The sequence below is a fragment of the Streptomyces sp. NPDC057474 genome (assembly GCF_042802555.1).
GTDB lineage: Bacteria > Actinomycetota > Actinomycetes > Streptomycetales > Streptomycetaceae > Streptomyces.
Genome location: NZ_JBHVDX010000028.1, coordinates 23,746 through 45,948 on the forward strand (window position 1 = coordinate 23,746; position 22,203 = coordinate 45,948).

14 protein-coding genes and 3 tRNA genes are annotated in these 22,203 nt (G+C 70.2%); 10 read left to right on the top strand and 7 right to left on the bottom strand.

What is annotated here, in order from left to right:
• The first annotated feature begins 67 nt into the window (after nt 1-67).
• From ACFU53_RS11015 to ACFU53_RS11035, 5 genes are all read left to right on the top strand, one after another.
• Nucleotides 68-928 (top strand): sirohydrochlorin chelatase, encoded by an 861-nt coding sequence (locus ACFU53_RS11015; RefSeq protein WP_383989042.1) that lies wholly within the window; start codon nt 68-70, stop codon nt 926-928.
• A gap of 155 nt (nt 929-1,083) precedes the next feature.
• Nucleotides 1,084-2,391 carry a deoxyguanosinetriphosphate triphosphohydrolase gene (locus ACFU53_RS11020; RefSeq protein ID WP_383989045.1) on the top strand — a complete coding sequence of 436 codons (1,308 nt, stop codon included), beginning with the start codon at nt 1,084-1,086 and terminating at the stop codon, nt 2,389-2,391.
• 115 nt (nt 2,392-2,506) lie between these two features.
• Entirely contained in the window at nt 2,507-3,772 is a 1,266-nt protein-coding gene (locus ACFU53_RS11025) for an NAD(P)/FAD-dependent oxidoreductase (protein ID WP_383989047.1), read from the top strand.
• Between the two features lie 148 nt (nt 3,773-3,920).
• On the top strand, nt 3,921-5,822 hold the full coding sequence (gene dnaG / locus ACFU53_RS11030) for a DNA primase (RefSeq protein ID WP_383989050.1): 1,902 nt from the start codon (nt 3,921-3,923) through the stop codon (nt 5,820-5,822).
• Nucleotides 5,823-6,035: 213 nt separating this feature from the next.
• Nucleotides 6,036-7,355 carry an RNA polymerase sigma factor gene (locus ACFU53_RS11035; RefSeq protein ID WP_383989052.1) on the top strand — a complete coding sequence of 440 codons (1,320 nt, stop codon included), beginning with the start codon at nt 6,036-6,038 and terminating at the stop codon, nt 7,353-7,355.
• A 232-nt stretch (nt 7,356-7,587) separates the two neighbouring features.
• Here ACFU53_RS11035 and ACFU53_RS11040 read toward each other — a convergent pair whose 3' ends face one another.
• From ACFU53_RS11040 to ACFU53_RS11055, 4 genes are all read right to left on the bottom strand, one after another.
• Nucleotides 7,588-9,525, bottom strand: coding sequence for an ABC transporter ATP-binding protein (locus ACFU53_RS11040; RefSeq protein ID WP_383989055.1), 1,938 nt, complete (start codon nt 9,523-9,525; stop codon nt 7,588-7,590).
• Nucleotides 9,525-11,258 carry an ABC transporter ATP-binding protein gene (locus ACFU53_RS11045; RefSeq protein WP_383989057.1) on the bottom strand — a complete coding sequence of 578 codons (1,734 nt, stop codon included), beginning with the start codon at nt 11,256-11,258 and terminating at the stop codon, nt 9,525-9,527. Before ACFU53_RS11045 ends, ACFU53_RS11040 begins: the two co-directional genes overlap by 1 nt.
• A gap of 138 nt (nt 11,259-11,396) precedes the next feature.
• Complete coding sequence (locus ACFU53_RS11050) at nt 11,397-12,851, bottom strand: FGGY family carbohydrate kinase (RefSeq protein ID WP_383989060.1); 1,455 nt, start codon at nt 12,849-12,851, stop codon at nt 11,397-11,399.
• Nucleotides 12,852-12,920: 69 nt separating this feature from the next.
• Nucleotides 12,921-13,226 (bottom strand): hypothetical protein, encoded by a 306-nt coding sequence (locus ACFU53_RS11055; protein ID WP_033530202.1) that lies wholly within the window; start codon nt 13,224-13,226, stop codon nt 12,921-12,923.
• Nucleotides 13,227-13,401: 175 nt separating this feature from the next.
• On the opposite strand from ACFU53_RS11055, the gene ACFU53_RS11060 reads away from it, so the two are divergent.
• The 3 genes from ACFU53_RS11060 (at nt 13,402) to ACFU53_RS11070 (ending at nt 13,808) form a co-directional block, all read left to right on the top strand.
• Nucleotides 13,402-13,474, top strand: a tRNA-Asn gene (locus tag ACFU53_RS11060).
• 6 nt (nt 13,475-13,480) lie between these two features.
• Nucleotides 13,481-13,553 (top strand) — tRNA-Asn (locus ACFU53_RS11065).
• Nucleotides 13,554-13,731: 178 nt separating this feature from the next.
• A tRNA-Ile gene (locus ACFU53_RS11070) sits at nt 13,732-13,808 on the top strand.
• A 686-nt stretch (nt 13,809-14,494) separates the two neighbouring features.
• On the opposite strand, the gene ACFU53_RS11075 is transcribed toward ACFU53_RS11070, so the two are convergent.
• Nucleotides 14,495-14,947, bottom strand: coding sequence for a hypothetical protein (locus ACFU53_RS11075; protein ID WP_383989063.1), 453 nt, complete (start codon nt 14,945-14,947; stop codon nt 14,495-14,497).
• Between the two features lie 141 nt (nt 14,948-15,088).
• Between ACFU53_RS11075 and ACFU53_RS11080 the strand changes: the two genes are divergently transcribed.
• The gene (locus ACFU53_RS11080; RefSeq protein ID WP_383989066.1) at nt 15,089-17,257 is read left to right on the top strand and encodes a BTAD domain-containing putative transcriptional regulator; all 2,169 of its coding nucleotides are present in this window, start codon (nt 15,089-15,091) and stop codon (nt 17,255-17,257) included.
• Between the two features lie 704 nt (nt 17,258-17,961).
• Nucleotides 17,962-18,090, top strand: a complete 129-nt coding sequence (locus ACFU53_RS11085; protein WP_383989069.1) for a hypothetical protein — start codon at nt 17,962-17,964, stop codon at nt 18,088-18,090.
• A gap of 447 nt (nt 18,091-18,537) precedes the next feature.
• Here the strand turns inward: ACFU53_RS11085 and ACFU53_RS11090 are convergent, their stop codons facing one another.
• Both ACFU53_RS11090 and ACFU53_RS11095 read right to left on the bottom strand, forming a co-directional pair.
• Nucleotides 18,538-20,916 carry a GMC oxidoreductase gene (locus tag ACFU53_RS11090; protein WP_383989071.1) on the bottom strand — a complete coding sequence of 793 codons (2,379 nt, stop codon included), beginning with the start codon at nt 20,914-20,916 and terminating at the stop codon, nt 18,538-18,540.
• A 1-nt stretch (nt 20,917) separates the two neighbouring features.
• Nucleotides 20,918-22,084: an alpha/beta fold hydrolase gene (locus tag ACFU53_RS11095; protein ID WP_383989124.1), complete on the bottom strand. Its 1,167-nt coding sequence runs from the start codon at nt 22,082-22,084 to the stop codon at nt 20,918-20,920.
• Nucleotides 22,085-22,203 lie beyond the last annotated feature (119 nt).

The window sequence follows — 22,203 nt, forward strand, 5'->3', positions numbered from 1 at the left end:
AACCGCCGGAAAACACCCGTCACCACCGTGCAACGGGGAGGCAACGTCCCCCCGGCACCATCGGTGCATGACGGCGACGACGAGCAAGTCGAACGCGGACCTCGACAGTACGGCGCACATCATGAACCTGATCAGTGACCAACTGGCCTCCCAGCTCAGCCTCGTCTCCCGCAACGGAACCCGGCGCCCCACCCCGCCCGCGCTGGTCCTGGTGGCACACGGCAGCCGTGACCCGCGCGCCCTGGCGACCGTACGCACCCTCATGGAGCGCGTCCGCGACCAGCGCCCCGGCCTCGCCGTGCACCTCGGCCACATCGAGCTGAACGAGCCCCTGCTCCCCGACACCCTCGCCGCCCTCGGCGACCGGGAAGCGGTCCTCGTCCCCCTCCTCCTCAGCCGCGGCTACCACATCAAGCAGGACATCCCCGAGATGGCCGCAGCCGCCGAGGTCCGCACCCGCCTGGCCGCCCCCCTCGGCCCGCATCCCCTCCTCGCGGAGACCCTGCACACCCGCCTCGTCGAGGCCGGCTGGCGCACGAGGATGGACGACGCCACCCGCCGTACCAGCGCCGTGGTGCTCGCCGCCGCGGGCTCCCGGGACCCCGAGTCGAAGGTCGACACCGGCCGAACCGCACAGCTCCTCGCCGAACGCCTCGGTGTCCCCGTCGTCCCGGCCTACGCCACCACCGCCGCGCCCGACGTCCCCGACACCGTCCGCGCCCTCGCCGCCCGAGGCCGCACCCGCATAGCCATCGCCTCCTACTTCACCGCCCCCGGCCGCTTCGCCACGGAATGCGCGAACGCGGCCCCCTGGATAGCCGCGGCCCCCTTGGGCGCCCACCCGGCAATGGCCCGCCTGATCCTGCACCGCTACGACGAGTCCCTGACAGCCAGGACCAAGGCGGTGCCCGCGCTGGCGTCAGCCTGAGCCATCCGGCTCACTTCGAGGGGCGCGGGGCTGTATCGATACGCGGCTCCGCCGCGTGGGCGCGACCAGCCACGAACGACCCGCACCCGCCACAGCGCAGAACCCCGCAGACGATCAGGCGCCCATTTGTCACCCCCTCCCCGTACTGTCGAATCATGGAAGGCACCGCACCCCCCAGCCACGACACCCCCGTCGGCTACGACACCCCCTCAGCAGAACGATGGGCCCCGGAACCCGACAAACGCCCCGGTCGCACCGCCTTCCAACGCGACCGCGCCCGCGTACTCCACTCCTCGGCCCTCCGCAGACTCGCCGGCAAAACCCAGGTCGTCACACCCGGTACACGCAACATCGCCTGGGACTCCAGCCCCCGCACCCGCCTGACCCACTCCCTGGAGTGCGCCCAGGTCGGCCGCGAGCTGGGCGCGGCCCTCGGCTGCGACCCGGACCTCGTCGAGGCCGCCTGCCTCTCCCACGACCTCGGCCACCCTCCCTTCGGCCACAACGGTGAACAGGCACTGAACGAGTTCGCCGAGGACTGCGGCGGCTTCGAGGGCAACGCCCAGTCCCTGCGCCTGCTGACGAGGATCGAACCCAAACGCTTCGTACCGTCGGAGACCACCGGCGAACTCGTGAGCGTCGGCCTCAACCTCACCCGCGCCGCCCTGGACGCCGCCACCAAGTACCCCTGGCCGCGCGGAGCCCACCCCACCGAGCCGACGTCCCCCAAGTTCGGCGTCTACGATGACGACCGCCCCGTCTTCGACTGGGTCCGCAAGGGCGCCCCCGGCACCAGCGCCACCTTCGAGGCCCAGGTCATGGACTGGTCCGACGACGTGGCGTACTCCGTGCACGACGTCGAGGACGGCCTGCACGCGGGCCACATCGACCCCAACTGCCTGCACGCGGAGCCCGAACGGCAGGCGGTGTTCGAGGTCGCGCGCGGCCGTTACGTGCCCGCCGACACCGACCCGGCCGAACTCGCCGAGGCCCTCGACCGCCTCCTCGACCAGGAGTGGTGGCCGCACGGCTACGACGGAACGGCCGTCGCCCAGGCCCGCCTGAAGGACGCCACCAGCCAGCTCATCGGCCGCTTCTGCCTCGCCGCCGAGGGCGCCACCCGGCAGGCGTACGGCACCGGCCCCCTCACCCGGTACGCCGCCGAACTGGTCGTCCCGCGCGGGGCGCGTCTGGAGTGCGCGGTCCTCAAGGCCGTCGCCGACCGGTATGTGATGCAGCGGGCCGAGCAGGAGCGGCTCCGCGCCGACCAGCGGATCGTCGTCGCGGAGCTGGCCGAGGCGCTCACCGCCCGCGCGCCGGAGGGACTCGAACCCCAGTTCCGCGCACTGTTCGACACGGCTGCGGACGACCGTGCCCGCAAGCGGGTGATCGTCGACCAGATCGCCTCGCTCACCGACCCCTCCGCCCGCACGTTGCACGCGAGACTGACGGGGCGGATGTGACGGGGATATGACTGACACGTGACCCTCCGTGGCCTGATCGGGTCACTACCTCTTCCCGCATCACGCTGTGTGCGGGACGCTCGCATGTGGACGCACCCTTAAGAGGAGGCATCAAGTGGTCGACGCGGATCAGACATTCGTCATCGTCGGAGGTGGTCTCGCCGGCGCGAAGGCGGCCGAGACGCTCCGAGCGGAGGGCTTCACCGGCCGCGTGATACTGATCTGCGACGAACGAGACCACCCCTACGAGCGCCCGCCGCTCTCCAAGGGCTATCTGCTCGGCAAGGAGGAGCGCGACAGCGTCTTCGTCCACGAGCCGTCCTGGTACGCGCGCAACGACATCGAGCTGCACCTCGGCCAGACCGTCGACGCGATCGACCGTACGGCGAAGACCGTCCGCTTCGGCGACGACGGCACCCTCGTCCACTACGACACCCTGCTGATCGCGACCGGTGCCGAGCCCCGCCGCCTGGACATCCCGGGCACCGACCTCGCGGGCGTCCACCATCTGCGCCGCCTCGCCCACGCCGAGCGTCTCAAGGGCGTCCTCGCCGCGCTCGGCCGCGACAACGGCCACCTCGTCATCGCGGGCGCCGGCTGGATCGGCCTGGAGGTGGCGGCGGCGGCCCGCGAGTACGGCGCGGAGGTGACGGTCGTCGAGCCCGAGCCGACGCCGCTGCACGGCGTGCTCGGCCCCGAGCTGGGCAACCTCTTCGCCGAACTGCACCGCGAGCACGGCGTCCGCTTCCACTTCGGCGCGAAGCTCACCGAGATCGTCGGCCAGGACGGGATGGTCCTCGCCGCCCGCACGGACACGGGGGAGGAGCACCCGGCGCACGACGTCCTCGCGGCCATCGGAGCCGCTCCCCGCATCGGTCTCGCCGAGGCCGCCGGGCTGGAGATCGCCGACCGGGCGCACGGCGGGGGCATCGAGGTCGACGCGCGGCTGCGTACGTCCGACCCCTCCATCTACGCCGCCGGTGACGTCGTGTCCTTCCCGCACGCCCTCTTCGACACCCGGCTGCGGGTCGAGCACTGGGCCAACGCGCTCAACGGCGGGCCGGCCGCCGCCCGCTCGATGCTCGGGAAGGACGTCACCTACGACCGGGTGCCCTATTTCTTCTCCGATCAGTACGACTTGGGGATGGAGTACTCGGGGTGGGCGCCGCCCGGGTCGTACGACCAGGTGCTGATCCGGGGGGACGCCGGGAAGCGGGAGTTCATCGCGTTCTGGGTGAAGGAGGGGCGGGTGCTGGCCGGGATGAACGTGAACGTGTGGGATGTCACTGAGCCGATCCAGAAGCTGATCCGGTCCCGGGCGCGGGTCGATGTGGATGCCCTGTCGAATCCTCAGGTGCCGTTGGAGAGCCTGATCGCCTAAGGGGTTGCCGGACAGGGGCGCGGGCGACTGCGGGCCGTGTGTGGCTGGTCGCGCCCACGCGGCGGAGCCGCATATCGATACAGCCCCGCCCCTTTCGGGGCGCTGCCCGTGCCCCATGGTTGTCGGTGGACCACCGTAGAATCACCGCGTGGCAGGACGGATCAACGACGAGGACGTGAAGGCGGTACGGGACGCGGTCCCGATCGACGCCGTGGTGTCCGAGTACCTCCAGCTGCGGAACGCGGGCGGCGGAAACCTCAAGGGACTCTGCCCGTTCCACGACGAGAAGTCGCCGTCGTTCCAGGTCAGCCCGAGCAAGGGGCTCTTCCACTGCTTCGGCTGCCAGGAGGGCGGCGACACCATCACGTTCGTGATGAAGGTCGACCACCTGTCCTTCTCGGAAGCGGTCGAGCGGCTCGCCGGCCAGGCCGGCATCACCCTGCGCTACGAGGAGGGCGGGTACAACCCCACCCACCAGCGCGGCGAGCGGATCCGCCTGGTCGAGGCGCACAAGATCGCCGCCGAGTGGTACGCGGAGCAGCTCGCCACCAGCCCCGAGGCCGACACCGGCCGGATCTTCCTCGCCGAGCGCGGCTTCGACCAGGCAGCCGCCGTCCACTTCGGCGTCGGCTACAGCCCCCAGGGCTGGGACCACCTCACCCGGTACCTCCGCGGCAAGGGTTTCGCCGACAAGGAACTGCTCCTGTCCGGGCTGTCGCAGGAAGGCCGCCGAGGTCCCATCGACCGCTTCCGGGGCCGCCTGATGTGGCCCATCCGCGACATCGCCGGCGACGTGGTCGGCTTCGGCGCCCGCAAGCTCTACGAGTCGGACAACGGGCCGAAGTACCTGAACACCCCGGACACGGCGATCTACCGGAAGTCCCAGGTCCTGTACGGCATCGACCTCGCCAAGAAGGACATCGCCAAAGCCAGCCGGGCCGTCGTGGTCGAGGGCTACACGGACGTCATGGCCTGCCACCTCGCCGGGGTGACCACGGCCATCGCGACCTGCGGCACGGCCTTCGGCGGCGACCACATCAAGATCCTCCGCCGGCTGCTGATGGACAACGGCTCGGCCCGCGTCATCTTCACCTTCGACGGCGACGCGGCCGGTCAGAAGGCCGCCCTGCGCGCCTTCGAGGACGACCAGAAGTTCGCCGCCGAGACGTACATCGCGATCGCCCCGGACGGCATGGACCCGTGCGAGCTGCGCCTCGCGAAGGGCGACGAGGCCGTCGCCGAGCTGACCGAACCCCGCACCCCGCTCTTCGAGTTCGCCCTCCGCCAGATCGTCGCCCGCTACGACCTGGAGACCCCCGCGGGCCGCGCGTCCGCCCTCGACGAGGCGGCGCCCGTCGTGGCCCGCATCAAGAACAGCGGCGCCCAGCACGAGGTCGCCGTGCAGCTCGCCGGCATGCTCGGCATCCTCGACACCCAGTTCGTCGTCAAGCGCGTCGCCCAGCTGGCCCGCTGGGCCCGCGACCGCGGCGGCCAGGGCCCGGCCCCGTCCGCACAGCGCCAGGCACAGCCGTACGAGTCCGCCACCCGGCCCCCCTCCGGCCCGGCCCTCACCCTCCGCAACCCGGTGTTCGCCACCGAGCGAGAACTCCTCAAACTCGCCCTCCAGCGCCCGGAGTTGGTCGCCCCCGCCTTCGACGCGTACGGCGTCGACGAGTTCACCGCCGACCAGTACGCAGCCGTCCGCGAGGTGATCATCGAGGCGGGCGGTGTCGAGTACGGCGCCGAGGACCCGCAGGAGTATCTGGTCCGGGTCCGCGAGGCGGCGCCGGACGACACGGTGCGGGCCATGGTGACCGAGCTGGCCGTCGAGGCGATCATGCGCAAGACGGTCGACGACATGTACGCGGGCGCGCAGCTGGTCACCGTGCGCCGCCGGGCCGTCGAACGCCGGGTGCGCGACGTCCAGGGCAGCCTGGCGAGGGCGGCCGCTCAGGGCGACCCGGCCCAGCTGGCCGCCGTACAGAACGAGTTGTGGGTTCTCCAGCAGTACGACCAGGCGTTGCGGGAGCGGGGCGCGGAGGCGCTCTGAGGCCGTGCCGGTCGGCGCCCCCGGCGTGAACGTCCCCGGCGCACATGCCAATCCCACGCCGGAGCCACCCCGTTCCGTAGGGCCTGCAAGCGGTTTAGAGCCCTCCCAGCAGCGGACTTGTACGGCAAGTGACCGTGGGGTCACGCACCGGACGCAAAAAGTCACCGCACGCCCCTCGTGGCGGCTGTGTGTCGTACTCCACACTGGGTTCCGGTGCCTGAGTCCTCGGAGCGCGGCCGACCCGTCCCCCATGGGTCCGAGATCCCCGCGGTTCCGCTCGATGAGTACGGGATGGACGGCGGCGAGGCCGCCCGCGCCATCCCAGACGTACCGCTGCCGTACGCCTTGGCAGCGACATTCCTGGAGGTCGCCCCCGTGCAGACCCAGACCCTCGTACAGAACGACACCAGTACGGCCATCGGTACCGACGCGGAGCCGGACGCGGAGGCCGATGTCATCACCGCGGTGCCCGCCCAGAGCCGCGCCGCGCACCACCCCGAGGCGGCCCCGGACGGCCCGTCCGGGGTGATCGACGAGCCGCCGACCGCCGTGGTGGAGGCCGTCGAGACGGCCGATCCTCCCGAGCCCGTGGAACTGCCGCGCAGCCGCGCGGACACCAGTGGCCCGTCCTCGGACCTGTTCCGCCAGTACCTGCGCGAGATCGGCCGCATCCCGCTGCTCACGGCCGTGGAGGAAGTGGAACTGGCCCGCCGCGTCGAGGCCGGCCTCTTCGCCGAGGAGAGGCTCGGCAACTCTCCCGACCTCGACACCCGGCTCGCCCTCGACCTCGACAAGCTGGTCGTGATGGGCCGTATGGCCAAGCGCCGCCTCATCGAGGCGAACCTGCGGCTCGTCGTGTCGGTGGCGAAGCGTTACGTCGGCCGCGGCCTGACCATGCTCGATCTGGTCCAGGAAGGAAATCTGGGCCTCATCCGGGCCGTCGAGAAGTTCGACTACGCCCGCGGCTACAAGTTCTCGACCTACGCGACCTGGTGGATCCGCCAGGCCATGTCCCGGGCCCTCGCCGACCAGGCCCGCACGATCCGTGTCCCCGTCCATGTGGTCGAGCTGATCAACCGGGTCGTCCGCGTCCAGCGCCGCATGCTCCAGGAGCGCGGCTACGAGCCCACCCCGGATGAAGTGGCCGTCCACCTCGACCTCGCTCCCGAACGCGTCAGCGAGGTCCTGCGCCTCGCCCAGGAACCGGTCTCGCTCCACGCCCCCGTAGGCGAAGAGGACGACGTAGCCCTCGGCGACCTCATCGAGGACGGCGACGCGGCGAGCCCCGTGGAATCGGCCGCGTTCCTGTTGTTGAGGGAGCACCTGGAGGCGGTCCTCTCCACACTGGGCGAACGCGAACGGAAAGTCGTCCAACTCCGCTACGGCCTCGCCGACGGCCGCCCCCGCACCCTGGAGGAGATAGGCCGCATCTTCGGCGTGACCCGCGAACGCATCAGGCAGATCGAGTCCAAGACCCTGAACAAGCTGAGGGACCACGCCTTCGCGGACCAACTGAGGGGCTACCTGGACTGATTCCGCCTGAGAGCTCGGGGGCGGTCGGCGGGTGCGGATGCGGGTGGTGCGTGGTTGCTCGCGCAGTCCCCGCGCCCCTGAAAGACACGGCCCCTGCTGGTCAGGGGCCCGGGGAACTGCGCGACCAACCCCCACCGAACCCGCGCCTGGGGGTCGAAGGGGCGCAGCCCCCTGGGGAGGGGACGGGCAGGGGCGGCGGGGGCGAAACAGCCCACGCGCGCCCCCGCCGACCTCAGTCCACCTCAGCCACAGCCTCAGCGAACTGCGCCTTGTACAGCCGCGCGTAGGCCCCATCCGCGGCCAACAACTCCTCGTGCGCCCCCTGCTCGACGATCGCCCCGCTCTCCATCACCAGAATCGTGTCCGCGTCCCGGATCGTCGACAGCCGATGCGCGATCACGAACGACGTACGCCCATGCGCCAGCTTGGCCATGGCCTTCTGGATCAGCACCTCGGTACGGGTGTCGACCGAGCTGGTCGCCTCGTCCAGCACCAGGATCACGGGATCGGACAAGAACGCCCGAGCGATGGTGATGAGCTGCTTCTCACCCGCGCTCACCCCGGTCCCCTCGTCGTCGATCACGGTGTCGTACCCGTCGGGCAGCGTCCGGATGAACCGGTCCGCGTGCGCGGCACGGGCCGCCTCCTCGATCTCCCCGCGCGTGACCTTCCGCGCGGCGGACGCCCCGTACGCGATGTTCTCCGCGATGGTCCCACCGAACAGCCAGGTGTCCTGGAGCACCATGCCTATCCCGTCCCGCAGTTCGTCCCGGGACATGGACGCGACATCGACCCCGTCGAGAGTGATCCGCCCACCGGTGACCTCGTAGAACCGCATCAACAGGTTCACCAGAGTCGTCTTCCCGGCACCCGTCGGCCCCACGATCGCCACCGTGTGCCCCGGCTCCACGACCAGCGACAGGTCCTCGATCAGCGGCTTGTCGGCGTCGTACCGGAAGGACACACCCTCCAGCGCCACCCGCCCCCGCAGCTCCTCGGGCCGCACCCCGGGCACGGCGTCGGCCTCCTGCTCCTCCGCGTCGAGCAGTTCGAAGATCCGCTCGGCGGACGCCACACCCGACTGCACCAGGTTCGCCATCGACGCGACCTGCGTCAGCGGCATCGAGAACTGCCGCGAGTACTGGATGAAGGCCTGTACGTCACCGATGGACAGCGAGCCGGACGCGACCCGCAGTCCGCCCACCACCGCGACCAGCACATAGTTGATGTTCGACACGAAGAACATCAGCGGCTGCATGATCCCGCTGTTGAACTGGGCCTTGAACCCGGCCTCGTACAGCCGGTCGTTCTCCTCGGCGAACTGCTTCGCCGACTCCTCCTGCCGCCCGAACACCTTCACGAGCGTGTGGCCGGTGTACATCTCCTCGATGTGCGCGTTGAGCTTCCCGGTGACCCGCCACTGCGCCACGAAGTGCGGCTGCGACCGCTTGCCGACGCGCGTGGCGACCACGAACGACACCGGCACGGTCACCAGCGCGACCAGCGCCAGCAGCGGCGACACCCAGAACATCATCACCAGCACACCGATGATGGTGAGCAGCGAGTTGACGAGCTGGCCCATCGACTGCTGCAGCGTCTGGCCGATGTTGTCGATGTCGTTGGTCGCCCGGCTCAGCACCTCACCGCGCTGCCGCCGGTCGAAGTACGACAGCGGCAGCCGCGACAGCTTCGCCTGGAGCTCTTCGCGCATGTGGTAGACGGTCCGGTTGATGGCCCGGTTGGAGAGCCGCGTGGCCGCCGCCATCAGCAGCCCCGCGACCAGGAAGATGCCGAGGGCAACCAGCAGCACGCCGCCGACGGCGTCGAAATCGATGCCCTCGCCCGGTGTGAAGTCCGTGCCCGACAGCATGTCGGCGACCCCGCCGTCCCCGCGCTCGCGCATGGACTCGAGGACCTCGGCCTTCGTGGCGCCCGCCGGCATCTCCCGCCCGACGACACCCGCGAACACCAGGTCGGTCGCCCTGCCGAGGATCCACGGCCCGAGCACCGAAAGACCGACGCTGAGCACCGCGCACACGACCATCGCGTACATCGTGAACCGCTCGGGCCTGAACTGTGCGAGCAGTCGTTTCCCGGACCCCTTGAAGTCCATGGAGTGCTGATCGGGGCCGCCTCCGGCCCCCGCCATCCGTCCCAACGGCCCGGCCATCAGGCTGCCTCCGCTTCCGTGAGCTGGGAGAGGACGATCTCCCGGTACGTCTCATTGTCGGCCATCAGCTCGTGGTGGCGTCCGGTGCCGACGACCCGGCCCTCGTCGAGGACGACGATCCGGTCGGCGTCCCGGATGGTCGCCACCCGCTGGGCCACGATCAGGACGGTCGCGTCGGCGGTCTCCCGCCCCAGCGCCGCGCGCAGGGCGGCGTCGGTCGCGTAGTCGAGCGCGGAGAACGAGTCGTCGAACAGATAGATCTCCGGCCGCTGCACCAGCGTCCGCGCGATCGCGAGCCGCTGCCGCTGCCCGCCGGACACGTTCGTCCCGCCCTGCGCGATGGGCGAGTCCAGCCCGTTCTCCAGCCGGGACACGAACTCCTTGGCCTGCGCCACCTCCAGCGCGTGCCACAACTCCTCGTCGGTGGCGTCCGGATTGCCGTACCGCAGGTTCGTCGCCACGGTCCCCGAGAAGAGATACGGCTTCTGCGGCACCAGACTCACGGTCCTGGCCAGCAGCTTCGGATCGAGCGTCCGTACGTCGACGCCGTCCACCAGCACCTCGCCCTCGGTGACGTCGAACAGCCGGGGGACCAGCCCGAGCAGCGTCGACTTCCCGCTGCCCGTGGACCCGATGACGGCGGTCGTCTCACCGGGCCGCGCGACGACCTCGATCGACCTGAGCACCGGCTCCTCGGCGCCCGGATAGCGGAAGCCCGCACCCCGTACCTCCAGGAACCCGTGCCGCCGCAGCTCCCGGACGGGCTCGACCGGCGGCACCACACTCGTCCCGGTGTCCAGCACCTCCTGGATGCGCTCGGCGCACACCTCCGCGCGCGGCATCATCATGAACATGAAAGTGGCCATCATCACAGCCATGACGATCTGCATCAGATAGGCGAGGAAGGCGGTGAGCGCGCCGATCTCCATCTCGCCACTGTCGATCCGATGGGCGCCGAACCACACCACCGCGATCGACGAGAGGTTGACGACCGTCATCACGATCGGGAACATCAGCGCGAGCATCCGCCCGGTTCCCATCGATACGTCCGTCAGCTCGACGTTCGCCTTCCGGAATCGATCCTTCTCGTAGTCGTCCCGCACGAAGGCACGGATGACCCGGTTGCCGGTGATCTGCTCCCGCAGCACCCGGTTCACGGTGTCCAGCCGCTCCTGCATGGTGCGGAACAGGGGGCGCAACCGGTGCACGATCAGGCTGACGGAAATGCCGAGCACCGGTACGACGGCGAGCAGGACGCCCGACAACGGCACGTCCAGCCCGAGCGCCAGCACGATGCCGCCGACGCACATGATCGGCGCCGACACCACCAGCGTGAACGTCATGAGCACCAGCATCTGCACCTGCTGCACATCGTTCGTCGTCCGCGTGATCAGCGACGGGGCCCCGAAGTGACCGAGCTCACGCGCCGAGAACGACTGCACCCGGTCGAACACGGCCGCCCGGATGTCCCGGCCGACCGCCGAGGCGGTGCGGGCGCCGTAGTACACGGCCCCGATGTTGCAGACGACCTGCACCAGCGAGATACCGACCATCAGCGCGCCGAAGGACAGGATGTAACCCGTGTCCCCCTCCACCACGCCCTTGTCGATGATGTCCGCGTTCAGCGTGGGCAGGTAGAGCGTGGCGCACGTCTGCACGAACTGCAGCAGCACCAGCAGGACGATCGGTGTCCGGTACGGACGAAGATGACTTCTCAGCAATCGTATGAGCACGCGAGATCTCTCGGAGTCGAAGACGGGGTTCGGGATGCACCACCCCCCATCGTCGAACACTCCACCCGCGTTACCTCAACCGAATTAACCCAACGGTGAGGGCTCGGGGCCCAGTCCTTGCAGCTGGGGCCGTGGTCCTCACACCCGAAACGCCCCAGGATGCGTCTGCTCACGAACCGAAACGTACTGCTGCCGAACCGCCTGCCCCACAGCCAGCTCGTCCCCCGGATCCAGCACCTGCGCCGCCGCCCCCGGCCACATCGGTGGCGTACGCGCATCGAGCGCCCCCTGCGAGACCCCGAGCGCCCACGCGGCCTGACGCGCGGCGCCGACCGCCGCGTAGTCCGCCGGCTGCGGCACCACCACCTGCACCCCGAACAGCGCCGGCGCCGCCGCCTGCACGGCAGGCAGCTCCGCCGCCGCACCCAGCAGGAAGATCCGCCGGACGTCGACCCCCCGGCCGCGCAGCACGTCCAGCGCGTCCGCGAGCCCGCACAGCATGCCCTCGAACGCGGCCCGCGCGAAGTGCTCCGGCTTCATCGACTCCCGCCGCAGCCCGGCCAGCGTCCCGGCCGTGTGCGGCAGATTCGGCGTCCGCTCGCCCTCCAGATACGGCAGCATGACGAGCCCGTGCGACCCCGGCGTCGACTTCATCGCCAGGTCGGACAGCCCCTCCAGATCGGCCACGCCCAGCATCTCGGTGGCCCCGCGCAACGTCCGTACGGCGTTCAGCGTGGTCACGACCGGCAGATGCATACCCGTGGCATCGGCCAGCGAGGTGATCATCCCGCTGGAGTCGACGAGCGCCTCGGTGTGGACGGCCATGACGGACCCGGAGGCCCCCAGCGACACCACCGCGTCCCCGAGCCCGATGCCGAGCCCGAACGCGGCGGCCATGGTCTCACCGGTGCCGGCGGAGATCAGGAGCCCCTCCGGCGTCGTACCGGCGGCGTCCGAGGGGCCGAGCACCTCGGGGAGCATGACCTGATGCCCGAGCGCCATCTCGACGAGATCGGTGCGGTACTGCCCGGTCGCCGCGTTCCAGTACCCGGTCCCGGACGCCCCGCCGCGGTCGGTGGTCCTCCTGACCGGCCGCCCCAGCAACTGCCAGACCAGCCAGTCGTGCGCCTGCAGCAGTACGGCCGTCCGCATCGCGGCATCCGGCTCCGTACGGCTCATCCAGCGCAGCTTGGTCACCGGCTGCGCGGCCCCCGGCACGCATCCGACGGCCTCCGCCCACGCGCCGCGCCCCCCGAGCGCGTCCACGAGGTCGGCCGCCGCGACCTGGGTCCGCTTGTCGCCGCCGACCATCGCCGGGCGCACGCTGTTGCCCTGTGCGTCCAGCGCGATCAGCCCGTTCTGCTGGGACGACACCCCGATCGCCTGCACACCCTCCAGCAGGCCGCCGGTGGCCGCCTCCCCCAGGGACAGCAGCCACGCCTGCGGATCGACGTCCGACGGACGCCCCCCGCCCTCCGCCGACTCCAACGGGTGCGGGGCATACCCCTGCCTGAGCACGGCCCCTGTGTCCGAGTCACAGACGACAATGCGCGTAAAATCGGGCGAACTGTCCAGCCCGGCGACTATCCCCATGGCAGAAATTCTGCCGCACCGGAAGGGGTGGGGGCGCCGCGCGTCGGTTCGGCCGACGCGATGTGGTCCCTAGGTATTGCTGGTACCCCAGTCGTCCCCGGCGGAGCCGTTCGCGTTGCGTTCGCGCAGCGAGCGGACCCGCTCGGCGACCAGGTCGGGTACGCGGTCCCCGACCTTCTCGCTGACCACGTGGTACGCCTTGCCGGCGTAGACGCGCCCCTGCTGGGCGGCCGACTCGGCGGTGTTGCGCACCGCGGGGTTCTGCGCGACCTGCCGCGCGGATTTCTTCAACTGCTCGTAGCGTTCGCGTCCGGCCTTCGTGCCGAGCACGTACCCCAGGGCCAGTCCGGCAAAGAACGTGAGCCGATAGCGCATGGCGGCCACCCTTCCCTTACGTCTGCGTCGGTCCCTTGCGTTGCCCTGCGTGGGCGACGGGCGTGGGGGATACCGATTGGCGGAGCACCCCCCTGCTTGCGCTAATGTATGTGTCGCAGCGAGCGCACGCCCCCTGGCGAATACCCAGGGAGGTACGTTCGATGCAGCGAGGCAATCCTCCGTAGCTCAATTGGCAGAGCAGCCGGCTGTTAACCGGCAGGTTACTGGTTCGAGTCCAGTCGGGGGAGCTTCGATCTTCCGTAGCTCAATTGGCAGAGCAGCCGGCTGTTAACCGGCAGGTTACTGGTTCGAGTCCAGTCGGGAGAGCAACCTGAACGAGGACCCCGTCGGGGTCCTTTTTCATGTCCGGGGGAACCGTGTGTGCCGCGCCGAAGTCCTCAAGGTCAAGAAGCGCAGGGCGAAGGCCGACCATCCGAAGCAGGAGATCGTATGAGCGGCTATGCTGCGGCAGACGGCGCGCACACATGTACGCGACACGCCGTACGGGGCGGTAGCTCAGCCGGTTAGAGCAGCGGACTCATAATCCGTCGGCCGTGGGTTCGAGTCCCACCCGCCCCACCACTACAGGTCTCTGACCTGCGGAATCGTTCGTTTTTGGCTGTCGGAGCGTCAACTTTGCCTGAACGGACTGAATCCGCTGCTCGCGAGTCTGGGATCTCGCCGGTCCTGTGGTGCTCGGAAGTTGTTTGATCGCTCTGACCTGCGACGGAACAGGTATTCAAGGATGTCGTCGGCCTCCGGGGCCGCTGCCCGGGGGCTCGAAGCCAAGGTCCAGGGACCAGACAGGGACCAAGACGGCGCCGACACAATGCGTCGCGTGTGTGGGATCCCAGGGGCGTGGCGCTTCTCATTCGCTGGCTGTGGGCCGTCGTCCGCGATGTATCCGGCCGGGTGCCGGGCGCACCGGGTGTAGTGGATGGTGGTGCGTCTTGGTGCTGCCAGTGGCGGGACGGCGCGTGTTGCTGATGGCGTGGCCGATCGGCGATCCCGGTTATTGAGGGTCCCTGCGCCGGAGAGTGGTGGTCGCCACTGCCGCTCGGTGACCGCGGCGCCGGGCGCCCTGGGCTGTCCGGAAACGGCCCGAACAGAAAACGGCCCCTCCGGGATCACTACCGCATGCCAGTCCCGGCACCCGATCTCGGCAGCGAGCCAGGCGGGCTGCCGCAGATGCCTGCCTGGCTCCGACACCGCTCGCGATCACGCCGCTACCAAAACCGCTCCGTGGTGTGCGACGACGTGACGGGAGCTCACCAGGCAGTCTCGCCGCAGTCGCTGACGTAGGTGCTCCAGTTGGTGATGCAGACACGCGTGCCGGCGTTGGTGCCGTTCCAGTGGAAGCCGGTCGACGTGCTGGTGTTGATCACGTCGACGCCGGGGGTCGCGCGCCTGTAGTCGTACGAGCCGATGACCTTGCGCTCCAGCCACATTTCGCAGTCCACACCGTTCCAGGACTGCACGAGTCCCTGAACGTAGCCGTCGGTGGACCTGCGGTTCATCCAGCCCTTGCAGCTTCCGACCGTGACGTCCTTGCCGGAGATGTAGTCGATGGACTGGATGCCGGCGGAGGACCTGGGCGTTGCCGCCTGGGCCTGGCTGATGCCGCCCAGCGAGGCGGCCAGGGCCACGCCGGAGATGAGTGCGCCCGTCCGTACGGCCCACTTCGCGCTTGTCACTTCGTCGGCTCCTGTGCGAATACGCATGGTGTCTCCTAGGTTCGTCGGCCCAGTTGCGCGGACGAGACCAAGGTGCGCGGCCGACCGTCGGTGAACCTTGGACAAACGTTGAAGTGGCTGGTCGAACGTGCTATGCCAGAGTGGGGACTTGAGACTCGGGGGCGTGCCGTGACGGTTGAGTTCGATTTGCTCGGAAGCGTCGAGGCGCGCGTGGACGGCCGAATCGTCGATCTGGGCCACGCCCGGCAGCGGTGTGTGCTCGCAGTGCTGCTGGTGGACGCCAACCAGGTGGTTTCGGTGGAACAGCTCGTCGAGCGCGTCTGGGCCGACCGTCCTCCGCAGCGGGCCCGGAACACGCTCTACGGTTACCTCTCCCGTCTGCGGCAAGCCTTGGCCATCGCGGAGGGGGCGGACATCGTCCGGCGATCCGGTGGTTATGTCCTCGACGTCGAGGCGACCGCAGTGGATCTGCACCGATTCCATGACGTCGTCGCACGGGCCCGCGCGGCCGCGCAGAGCACGCAGGACGAGCAGGCCGCAACCCTGTTCGGGCAGGCACTCGGCCTCTGGCGGGGAGATGCCTTCGCGGGTCTGGACACCCCTTGGATCAACGCCCTCCGCGACGCCGTGGTCCAAGAACGGATCGCGACCGAACTGGATCACACCGACGTTCGGCTCCGCTGCGGTCAGCACACCGGGCTGTTGGCCGAGTTGTCCGCCCGGGTCGAGACACACCCACTGGACGAACGGCTGGCCGGCCAGTTCATCCTCGCCCTGTACCGCTGTGGTCGCCCAGCCGATGCCCTCAACCATTACCAGCAGACCCGGCTGCTGCTGGCCGAAGAACTCGGCTGTGACCCCGGCCTCCCGCTGCGGCAACTGCACCAGCAGATCCTGACCACCGACCCCGCACTGAACGTCCCAGCCGCCGGGCGTGCTCCGGCATCCGCACCCGCTCTCGTGCCGCGCCCGATACCCACGCCCCCGCCGGTGCGCACCCCACGGGGCGGCGGTGCCCTGCCCGGTCCGCCGACCCCGCAGCGGCCCCGGACGGGGAGCCACCTGATCGGGCGGGCAGCGGAGCTGATGGTCCTCGACGGTGCGATCGAGGATGCCCTGGCCGGTTCGCCAGGGGTGGTCGAGATGGTCGGGGAACCGGGTATCGGAAAGACCCGGCTGCTCGGCGAACTGGCCGAGCGCGCGAGGCAGCGCGGTTTCGAGTCCCTGGCCGGACGCAGCGTGGAGTTCGACCGGGCTCCGTACGGTGCGTTCGTGGACGCCCTGGACGACCACCTCGGCCATGAGGACTTCCTCCGCCTCCGGCACGACGGGTTACCGCCCGGCGCGTTCGCGCTACTGAGTACGGTCTTCCCCGCGCTCTGTGACCGGTTCCCGACCGGTCCGGAGCCGGTGAAGGTCGAACGGTACTGGTTCCACCGGGCGGTGCGGACATTGCTGGAGGCGCTGAGTGACGAGGGCGGGCTCGTGCTCAGCCTGGACGACCTGCAGTGGACGGACGACGGCACCGCCGAGCTGATCGACCATCTGATACGGCACCCGCCAAGAACACCGTTGTTGCTTGCCCTCGCCTACCGTCCCCGGCAGGCTCCGCCGCGACTGGCCGCGGCACTGGCCCGGGCAGGAACGGAGGGAAGAGTGGCCAGGGTCGAGCTGGGCCCGCTGTCTCCGGCCGAGGGAGCGGAGCTGTGCGGTGCCAGGACGGATCACTGGCGTTTCCGACGGCTGTACGAGGTCAGCGGTGGCAACCCGTTCTACCTGGAGGCGCTGACCCCCAGGGCCGGGAACCAAAGCCCTGAGGCGGCCCCTGCCGACTCGGTAGCCATTGCCGACGATCTGCCGCAGTCGGTGCGTGCCGTGCTGTTGGGGGAACTCGGAGGTCTCTCGGCCGCAGCGAGGGTCTCCGTGCAAGCAGCCGCGGTGCTCGGTGATTCTTTCGAAGCCGAGATGGTGGCAGTCGTGGCCCAAACCGATGAGGCACAGGCCCTTGCGGCCCTGGACGAGGTCGCGGAGCGGGACCTGGTACGCCAGATCGGCTCTGCGGGTCGATACCAGTTCCGCCATCCGCTGGTACGCGCCGTCATATACCAGAGCGTGGGCGCCGGTTGGCGGATCGAGGCACATAACCGGGCCGCAGAGGCCCTGGCGCTGCGCTGCGCGCCGCTGGTTGCCCAGGCGTCGCATGTCCAGCGTTCGGCGCGGAGAGGAGATGAACATGCCGTCGACGTACTTGTACGGGCCGCCCGTCAGGTGATGACGACCGCACCAGCCGCTGCCGCGCGTTGGACAGAGGTAGCCTTGCGGTTCCCCGGACTCTAGGGCCGACCGCGGCCCGAGTTGTGGCTCCAGCAGGCCAACGAGCTGGGCATGCCCGGACGACTGCTGGAAAGCCGCGACATCCTGCGCAGGCCGCCTCCCTCCTGCCCGCGCGAGCACGAGGCCAGCAGGCCCGGTTGGCTGCCCTCCGAGCCACCATGGAATGGGCGCTCGGCCGATACGAAGAGGCCACGGCTCTGCTGCTGCGGGAGCTGGCGGACCACGAGGGCCGATTGACGCCCGAGACCGCCACCCTGGAGTTGGGGGTCGCGGTGGTGGCGCTCCGTACGAGCCTGCGACAACGGTCAAAGAGGCTCCGCCCCGAGCAGTGGGGCGGAGCCTCTGCGCGTTGGAAGAGAAATCCGCTGCTCGTGCATTCAACGCTGTTGCGGTCAGCGTTGGTTAGAACAGCCCTGACCTGCCCGGATGCCTGGGCTCGTGGCCGGGGGAAGGCGCCGCAGGCGGCCTATGTGAGGGGCTGAGCGCCGAGTTCGGGACACTGGCAGGACGCAGGGAATCGGGAGTGGCTGCCTCGGCGCCATCCTGCCCGATCCAGCTGTGGTGGGTGGCGGAGTGGCGGCAGTCGATCAGGGTGCGCGGCCCTTGGATCACGGCTGCCGCCCGACCGCGGTGCGGGGGAAACGGCCCGTACAGAAAACGGCCCGTTCGCAGCCTTCACGGTCAACGGGGTCCTGCACCAGCAGCTCGTGGTCTATCAAGCCGAACCGGCCGACCTGACGGCAGCCGCCTTCGAGACACTGAGGGCCATGGCCGCCGAGCTGAAGCAGGCCCCGGCGGCCGTGCCCGCGGCCGACCTCGCGGCCAAGGACCAGTAGCCCGAACGGGAGCAGGCGAGCCTGGGCGGAGGCTGGTCCTGCCGCACCCAGGAACAACGCGGCCTTCGTGGCGGTGCGCCCGTCTGCCGACACTCGACGCGACAGACAGCACGCGGGCTGGACGCCGACGCTCGGATCGCACCGCGCCAGGAGCAGACATGATCACAGCGAAGGGCCTTCCCCACCCCCTGGACCAGGTTCACCGAAGGATGAGCGTAGATCGGCAAGGACCGCCAAGATCCTCAAAGGACTGGCTCGGCGACCGTTGGAAGCGCATGCGAAACGGCCCGAACTGAAAACTGCCCGTAAGGAACACATCGCTCGGCGGAGACCATGAGAAGGCGACGCGGTCGGGTCGGCGGCGCTGGATCGCCACGAGGCCCAGGACTGCGGCGTAGCTGCGTGTGCCCCCTGGGAGCTAGGGCGGGGCGGTATTTCCTGAGCTGCTCAGTGGCGCCGCAGGGCGTAGGTGTTCCAGAGTTCGCCGGCGAAGAAGCGGCCGAAGCGAGTGAGTGCCGCGGTGCCGTGCGGGCCCGTTGTGCGGAACGTGGTGAGCAGGCGGGCGAGATCGGTGGCGCCGAGATTCGCCGTCCCCGTGCCCAGGAGTCCGGCGTCGGTCCCGCCCGGTTGGTGGACGTGTCCGTTCAGGACGCGGAAGGCCAGCCTGGTCGTGTCGGTCCACAGGCGGGCCGGGGCGCCGGGCGCCAGGTCCTTGCGGCCGGCGAAGATGCGGGGCTGACCGTCGGCGTCGGTGAAGTGGAGCCGGTAGTGCATCGTGCGGCGGCCGTCCGCGAACAGGCGGACGCTGCCGTGCAGGACGGGGCGGCGCCCTCCGAAGGAGGGGCTGTCGATCCAGCCGTCCGCGCGCGCCTCGTGGTCCGGTTCGTCCAGGAAGGCGTCCACGTCGTCGGCCGTGACGGTGAGCCGGAACGCGAACGGTTCGGTCCGGGACCCATCCGCACCGGGTGCGTAGCGTCCGCGCAGTTCCTCCGTGAACTGCAGAGAGGCGCGGCGGGGGTACGTGCGGTGCGCGACCGCCCGTGGAGTGGAGGGCCGGTGCTCCAACAGGCGGGTGCACATACGGTCGGCCAGGGCCGCGATGGTGAGGGCCGGGTTGGGGCCCACCGGGCCGGGCATAGCCGCCCCGTCCGCGATGTACAGGCCCGGGTGACCGAAGACCTCGCCGTACGGATCGCAGACCCCGGTACCGGGGTGCCGGCCGATGGGGGCGCCGCCGAGCGGGTGCACCGTGAGGACGCGGTCCCGGTGCCAGAGCGGATGGTCGGCGTATCCGCCGCCGAGCGCGCCGGCGATCTGCCGCATGAGTGTGCGCGTCCGCTCGAACTGGGCCGCGCTGCCGCCCCGTACCGTCCAGGTGCTGTCCAACCGGCCACCACGCATGCGCAGTTCCCCGTCCGGTACATCTCGGCCCATCGCGAGGAGCGGCAGGGACGTACCGGTGAACGCGCCGTCGCCGAGGAGCTCGGCGAACGCGCCCGAGAGCCTGGGGTCCGGGGCGCGGGAGATCCGGTCGAGCAGCCTCCCGGCCAGGAAGCGGGCCGCCCGGGAGACTCCCTGCGGTGCGTGAGCGCCTTCGACGAGCCACTCCACGAAACCCGGGTATCCCGCGTCCTGGATGTATCCTCCGCGCCCCGCGCCCGGTACGCCGTCCAGTTCGTCGGGCAGCCGGATGGAGCTGGTGATGACGGGACCGCGGCTGGGCCGCATCGGCCGGGGCTCGTCGCCCCGCCTGGCCCGGAGCACGAACGCGAGGTGGTCGCCGTTCGTCGAGAACCGGCTGCCGATCGCCGGGCTCAGACCGGGCAGGTACCGGCGAGAACGCAGCAGCAGCGAGACCGTGTTGTAGGTGCCGGCGGCGAGGACCAGACGGTCGCAGCTGATGGTGTGGAGCGTTCGGGAGGTACGGGGTGATCCGGAGGCGTGGAGTGATCCGGACACACCTCCTCCGTCCCCGCGGTCGTCCGGATCACCCCTTTCCCCTCCCCCTTCGCCGTCCGGTCCGTGTCGTCCATGTCTGACGTAGTCCACCGCGTATCCGCCTCGCGCGAGCGCCCGCACCGCGCGCACCTCGTGCCCGGTGCGCAGTTCGGCACCGTGCCGCCGGGCCGCCGACAGATAGGTGTGGTCGAGGCTGTTCTTGGCACCGTCGTTGCAGCCGAGGTTGCACTCACCGCACAGCCGGCAGGTACGGCGGCCGACGCCGTGCAGGTTGTCCTGGTCGGCGTCGGTCATCGGCAGACCGGGCCCGGGGTCGGCGCCCGGTGCGGGGGCGAAGCTGATCGCGAGCGGCGGCCGTTCCGCCGCCAGGCCCAGCCGTTCGGCCGCTTCACGCATCGCGTGCGCCCGGGGTGTGTCCGTGTAGCCGGGGCGGTCGAGCGGGTACGGGACCGGGCGGAGCATCCGCTCGACCTCGTCGTAGTGCGGGTCGAGTTCGGCGCGGCCGACGGGCCAGGCCTCGTAGCCACCGCCGGGCAGCGGCTGTTCGTCGACGAACCAGCGTTCGTCCTTGCGCAGCAGCACGCTCGCGTAGATGAGCGATCCGCCGCCCAGTCCGCTGGCGACGACGGAGTCGAAGGCGCGGAAGCTCCACACGTCGAACAGGCCGTGCATGCCTGCCCGCGGGTCCCAGAACGCACGGCCGAGTTCGGCAGGGGAACGGGCGAAGCCGCCGGGCGGGTAAGCGCGTCCGCGTTCCAGCAGAACCACCTGCTGTCCGGCCGCGGCCAGCCGGTACGCGGCCACGGAGCCGCCGAATCCCGAGCCGACGACGACGGTGCCGACGTGTTCGGCGTGCGACTCCGGCATCTCACACCGCCCTTCGGCGGAGGAAGTCGAGGAGGTGCGGGAAGACGTCCCGGTGCGCGTCCCGGCCGATGATCGTGTCCACGTAGCCGTAGCCGGGGGCGACGAACAGTTCGTAGCGGTCGGGGTCGACGGTCTCCCGCGACATCTCCTCGTGCTCCAGGACGACGGAGTCCCCGAAGACGCGGTTGTGCTCGCCGGTCAGGAACAGCACCGGTGGGCCGCCCTTGGCCGCCGCCGCGAGGTAGTCGCCCGGGAGGTGCGCGTGGCGCGGCTCGGCGGCGTCGTACTTCACGGCGCGGCCCGCCCGTACGACTCTGCCGATGTGCCGGTGGTAGCCCAGCCCGACCGGGCCGAGGAGGTCCGCGATGCGGTCGTGGGTGACGGGGTCGAGTTTGTCGTGGCTGTAGAGCGCGGGCCAGCCGGTGCCCCACATGAAACTCACCATGTGGCAGGCCGGGTTGTCGCACTCCGGGTGCGCCAGTGACACCAGGTGGGAGAACAGCCCGCTGCGGCTGAACCAGGCCGCGTCGCCGCTCCGTGGGTCGAGCTGGGACAGCCCGAGCGCGCCCTCGACGAGCGCGGGGCCGTAGGCCAGCTTCCAGCGCGACCAGGCCGGTACGCGCATCAGCAGGCCGACCGCGCTGGTGACGACGCTGGTGACGTCCCGTACGGCGCCGGCGTACAGGCTCATCAGGAAGGTCATCGACCCGAGACAGTGCGCCACGACGTGCACCCGCCGTTCGCCGACATGCCGGCGCAGCTCGGCGAGAGCGGCCGGGTAGTCGTACAGGGCGATGTCGTCGAGGGTGTGCGTGTGCGGTTCCGTGTTGTACGGGAAGCGGTTGCTCATCCGCATGTCGAGCGTCCACACGTCCGCGAAACCGTTGTCGAGGAGACAGGTCGCCAGATTCCGGTGCTCGGGCATGATGAACAGGTCGCTGGACGCGGTCAGTCCATGTACGAGGAGTACGACGTCGTCGCACTCCGCTCGGCGGAAACGGGTCAGCTGGAGGCCGAGTCCGTCGTCCGTGGTGACGGGGTGGACGGTGACCTGGGCGTCGGGAACGCCGGTTGTGGTGTGACGGGGGACGCCGGCGCCGTTCTTGATCGGAATGATTGTCCCCCTCAGTCGGTCGGCCGCCCCACGATGGCGTGGGCGGCCAGGCAGAGGTCATCGTGGGGCCGCCGTCTTCGGCGAAGCTGCAGCAAACCTGAAATAGGCAGGTCACGGGGTCGCCGGGTGCCTGAGAAGTCCCGCGACCCACGATTGATCTCCGCGTGAGGCCG

Excerpts from the sequence above, each read along its gene's own strand:
- ACFU53_RS11015 (WP_383989042.1), top strand. The coding sequence starts at position 68 with ATGACGGCGACGACGAGCAAGTCGAACGCGGACCTCGACAGTACGGCG.
- ACFU53_RS11020 (WP_383989045.1), top strand. The coding sequence starts at position 1,084 with ATGGAAGGCACCGCACCCCCCAGCCACGACACCCCCGTCGGCTACGAC.
- ACFU53_RS11040 (WP_383989055.1), bottom strand. The coding sequence starts at position 9,525 with ATGGCCGGGCCGTTGGGACGGATGGCGGGGGCCGGAGGCGGCCCCGAT.
- ACFU53_RS11050 (WP_383989060.1), bottom strand. The coding sequence starts at position 12,851 with ATGGGGATAGTCGCCGGGCTGGACAGTTCGCCCGATTTTACGCGCATT.
- ACFU53_RS11055 (WP_033530202.1), bottom strand. The coding sequence starts at position 13,226 with ATGCGCTATCGGCTCACGTTCTTTGCCGGACTGGCCCTGGGGTACGTG.
- ACFU53_RS11075 (WP_383989063.1), bottom strand. The coding sequence starts at position 14,947 with ATGCGTATTCGCACAGGAGCCGACGAAGTGACAAGCGCGAAGTGGGCC.
- ACFU53_RS11090 (WP_383989071.1), bottom strand. The coding sequence starts at position 20,916 with ATGCCGGAGTCGCACGCCGAACACGTCGGCACCGTCGTCGTCGGCTCG.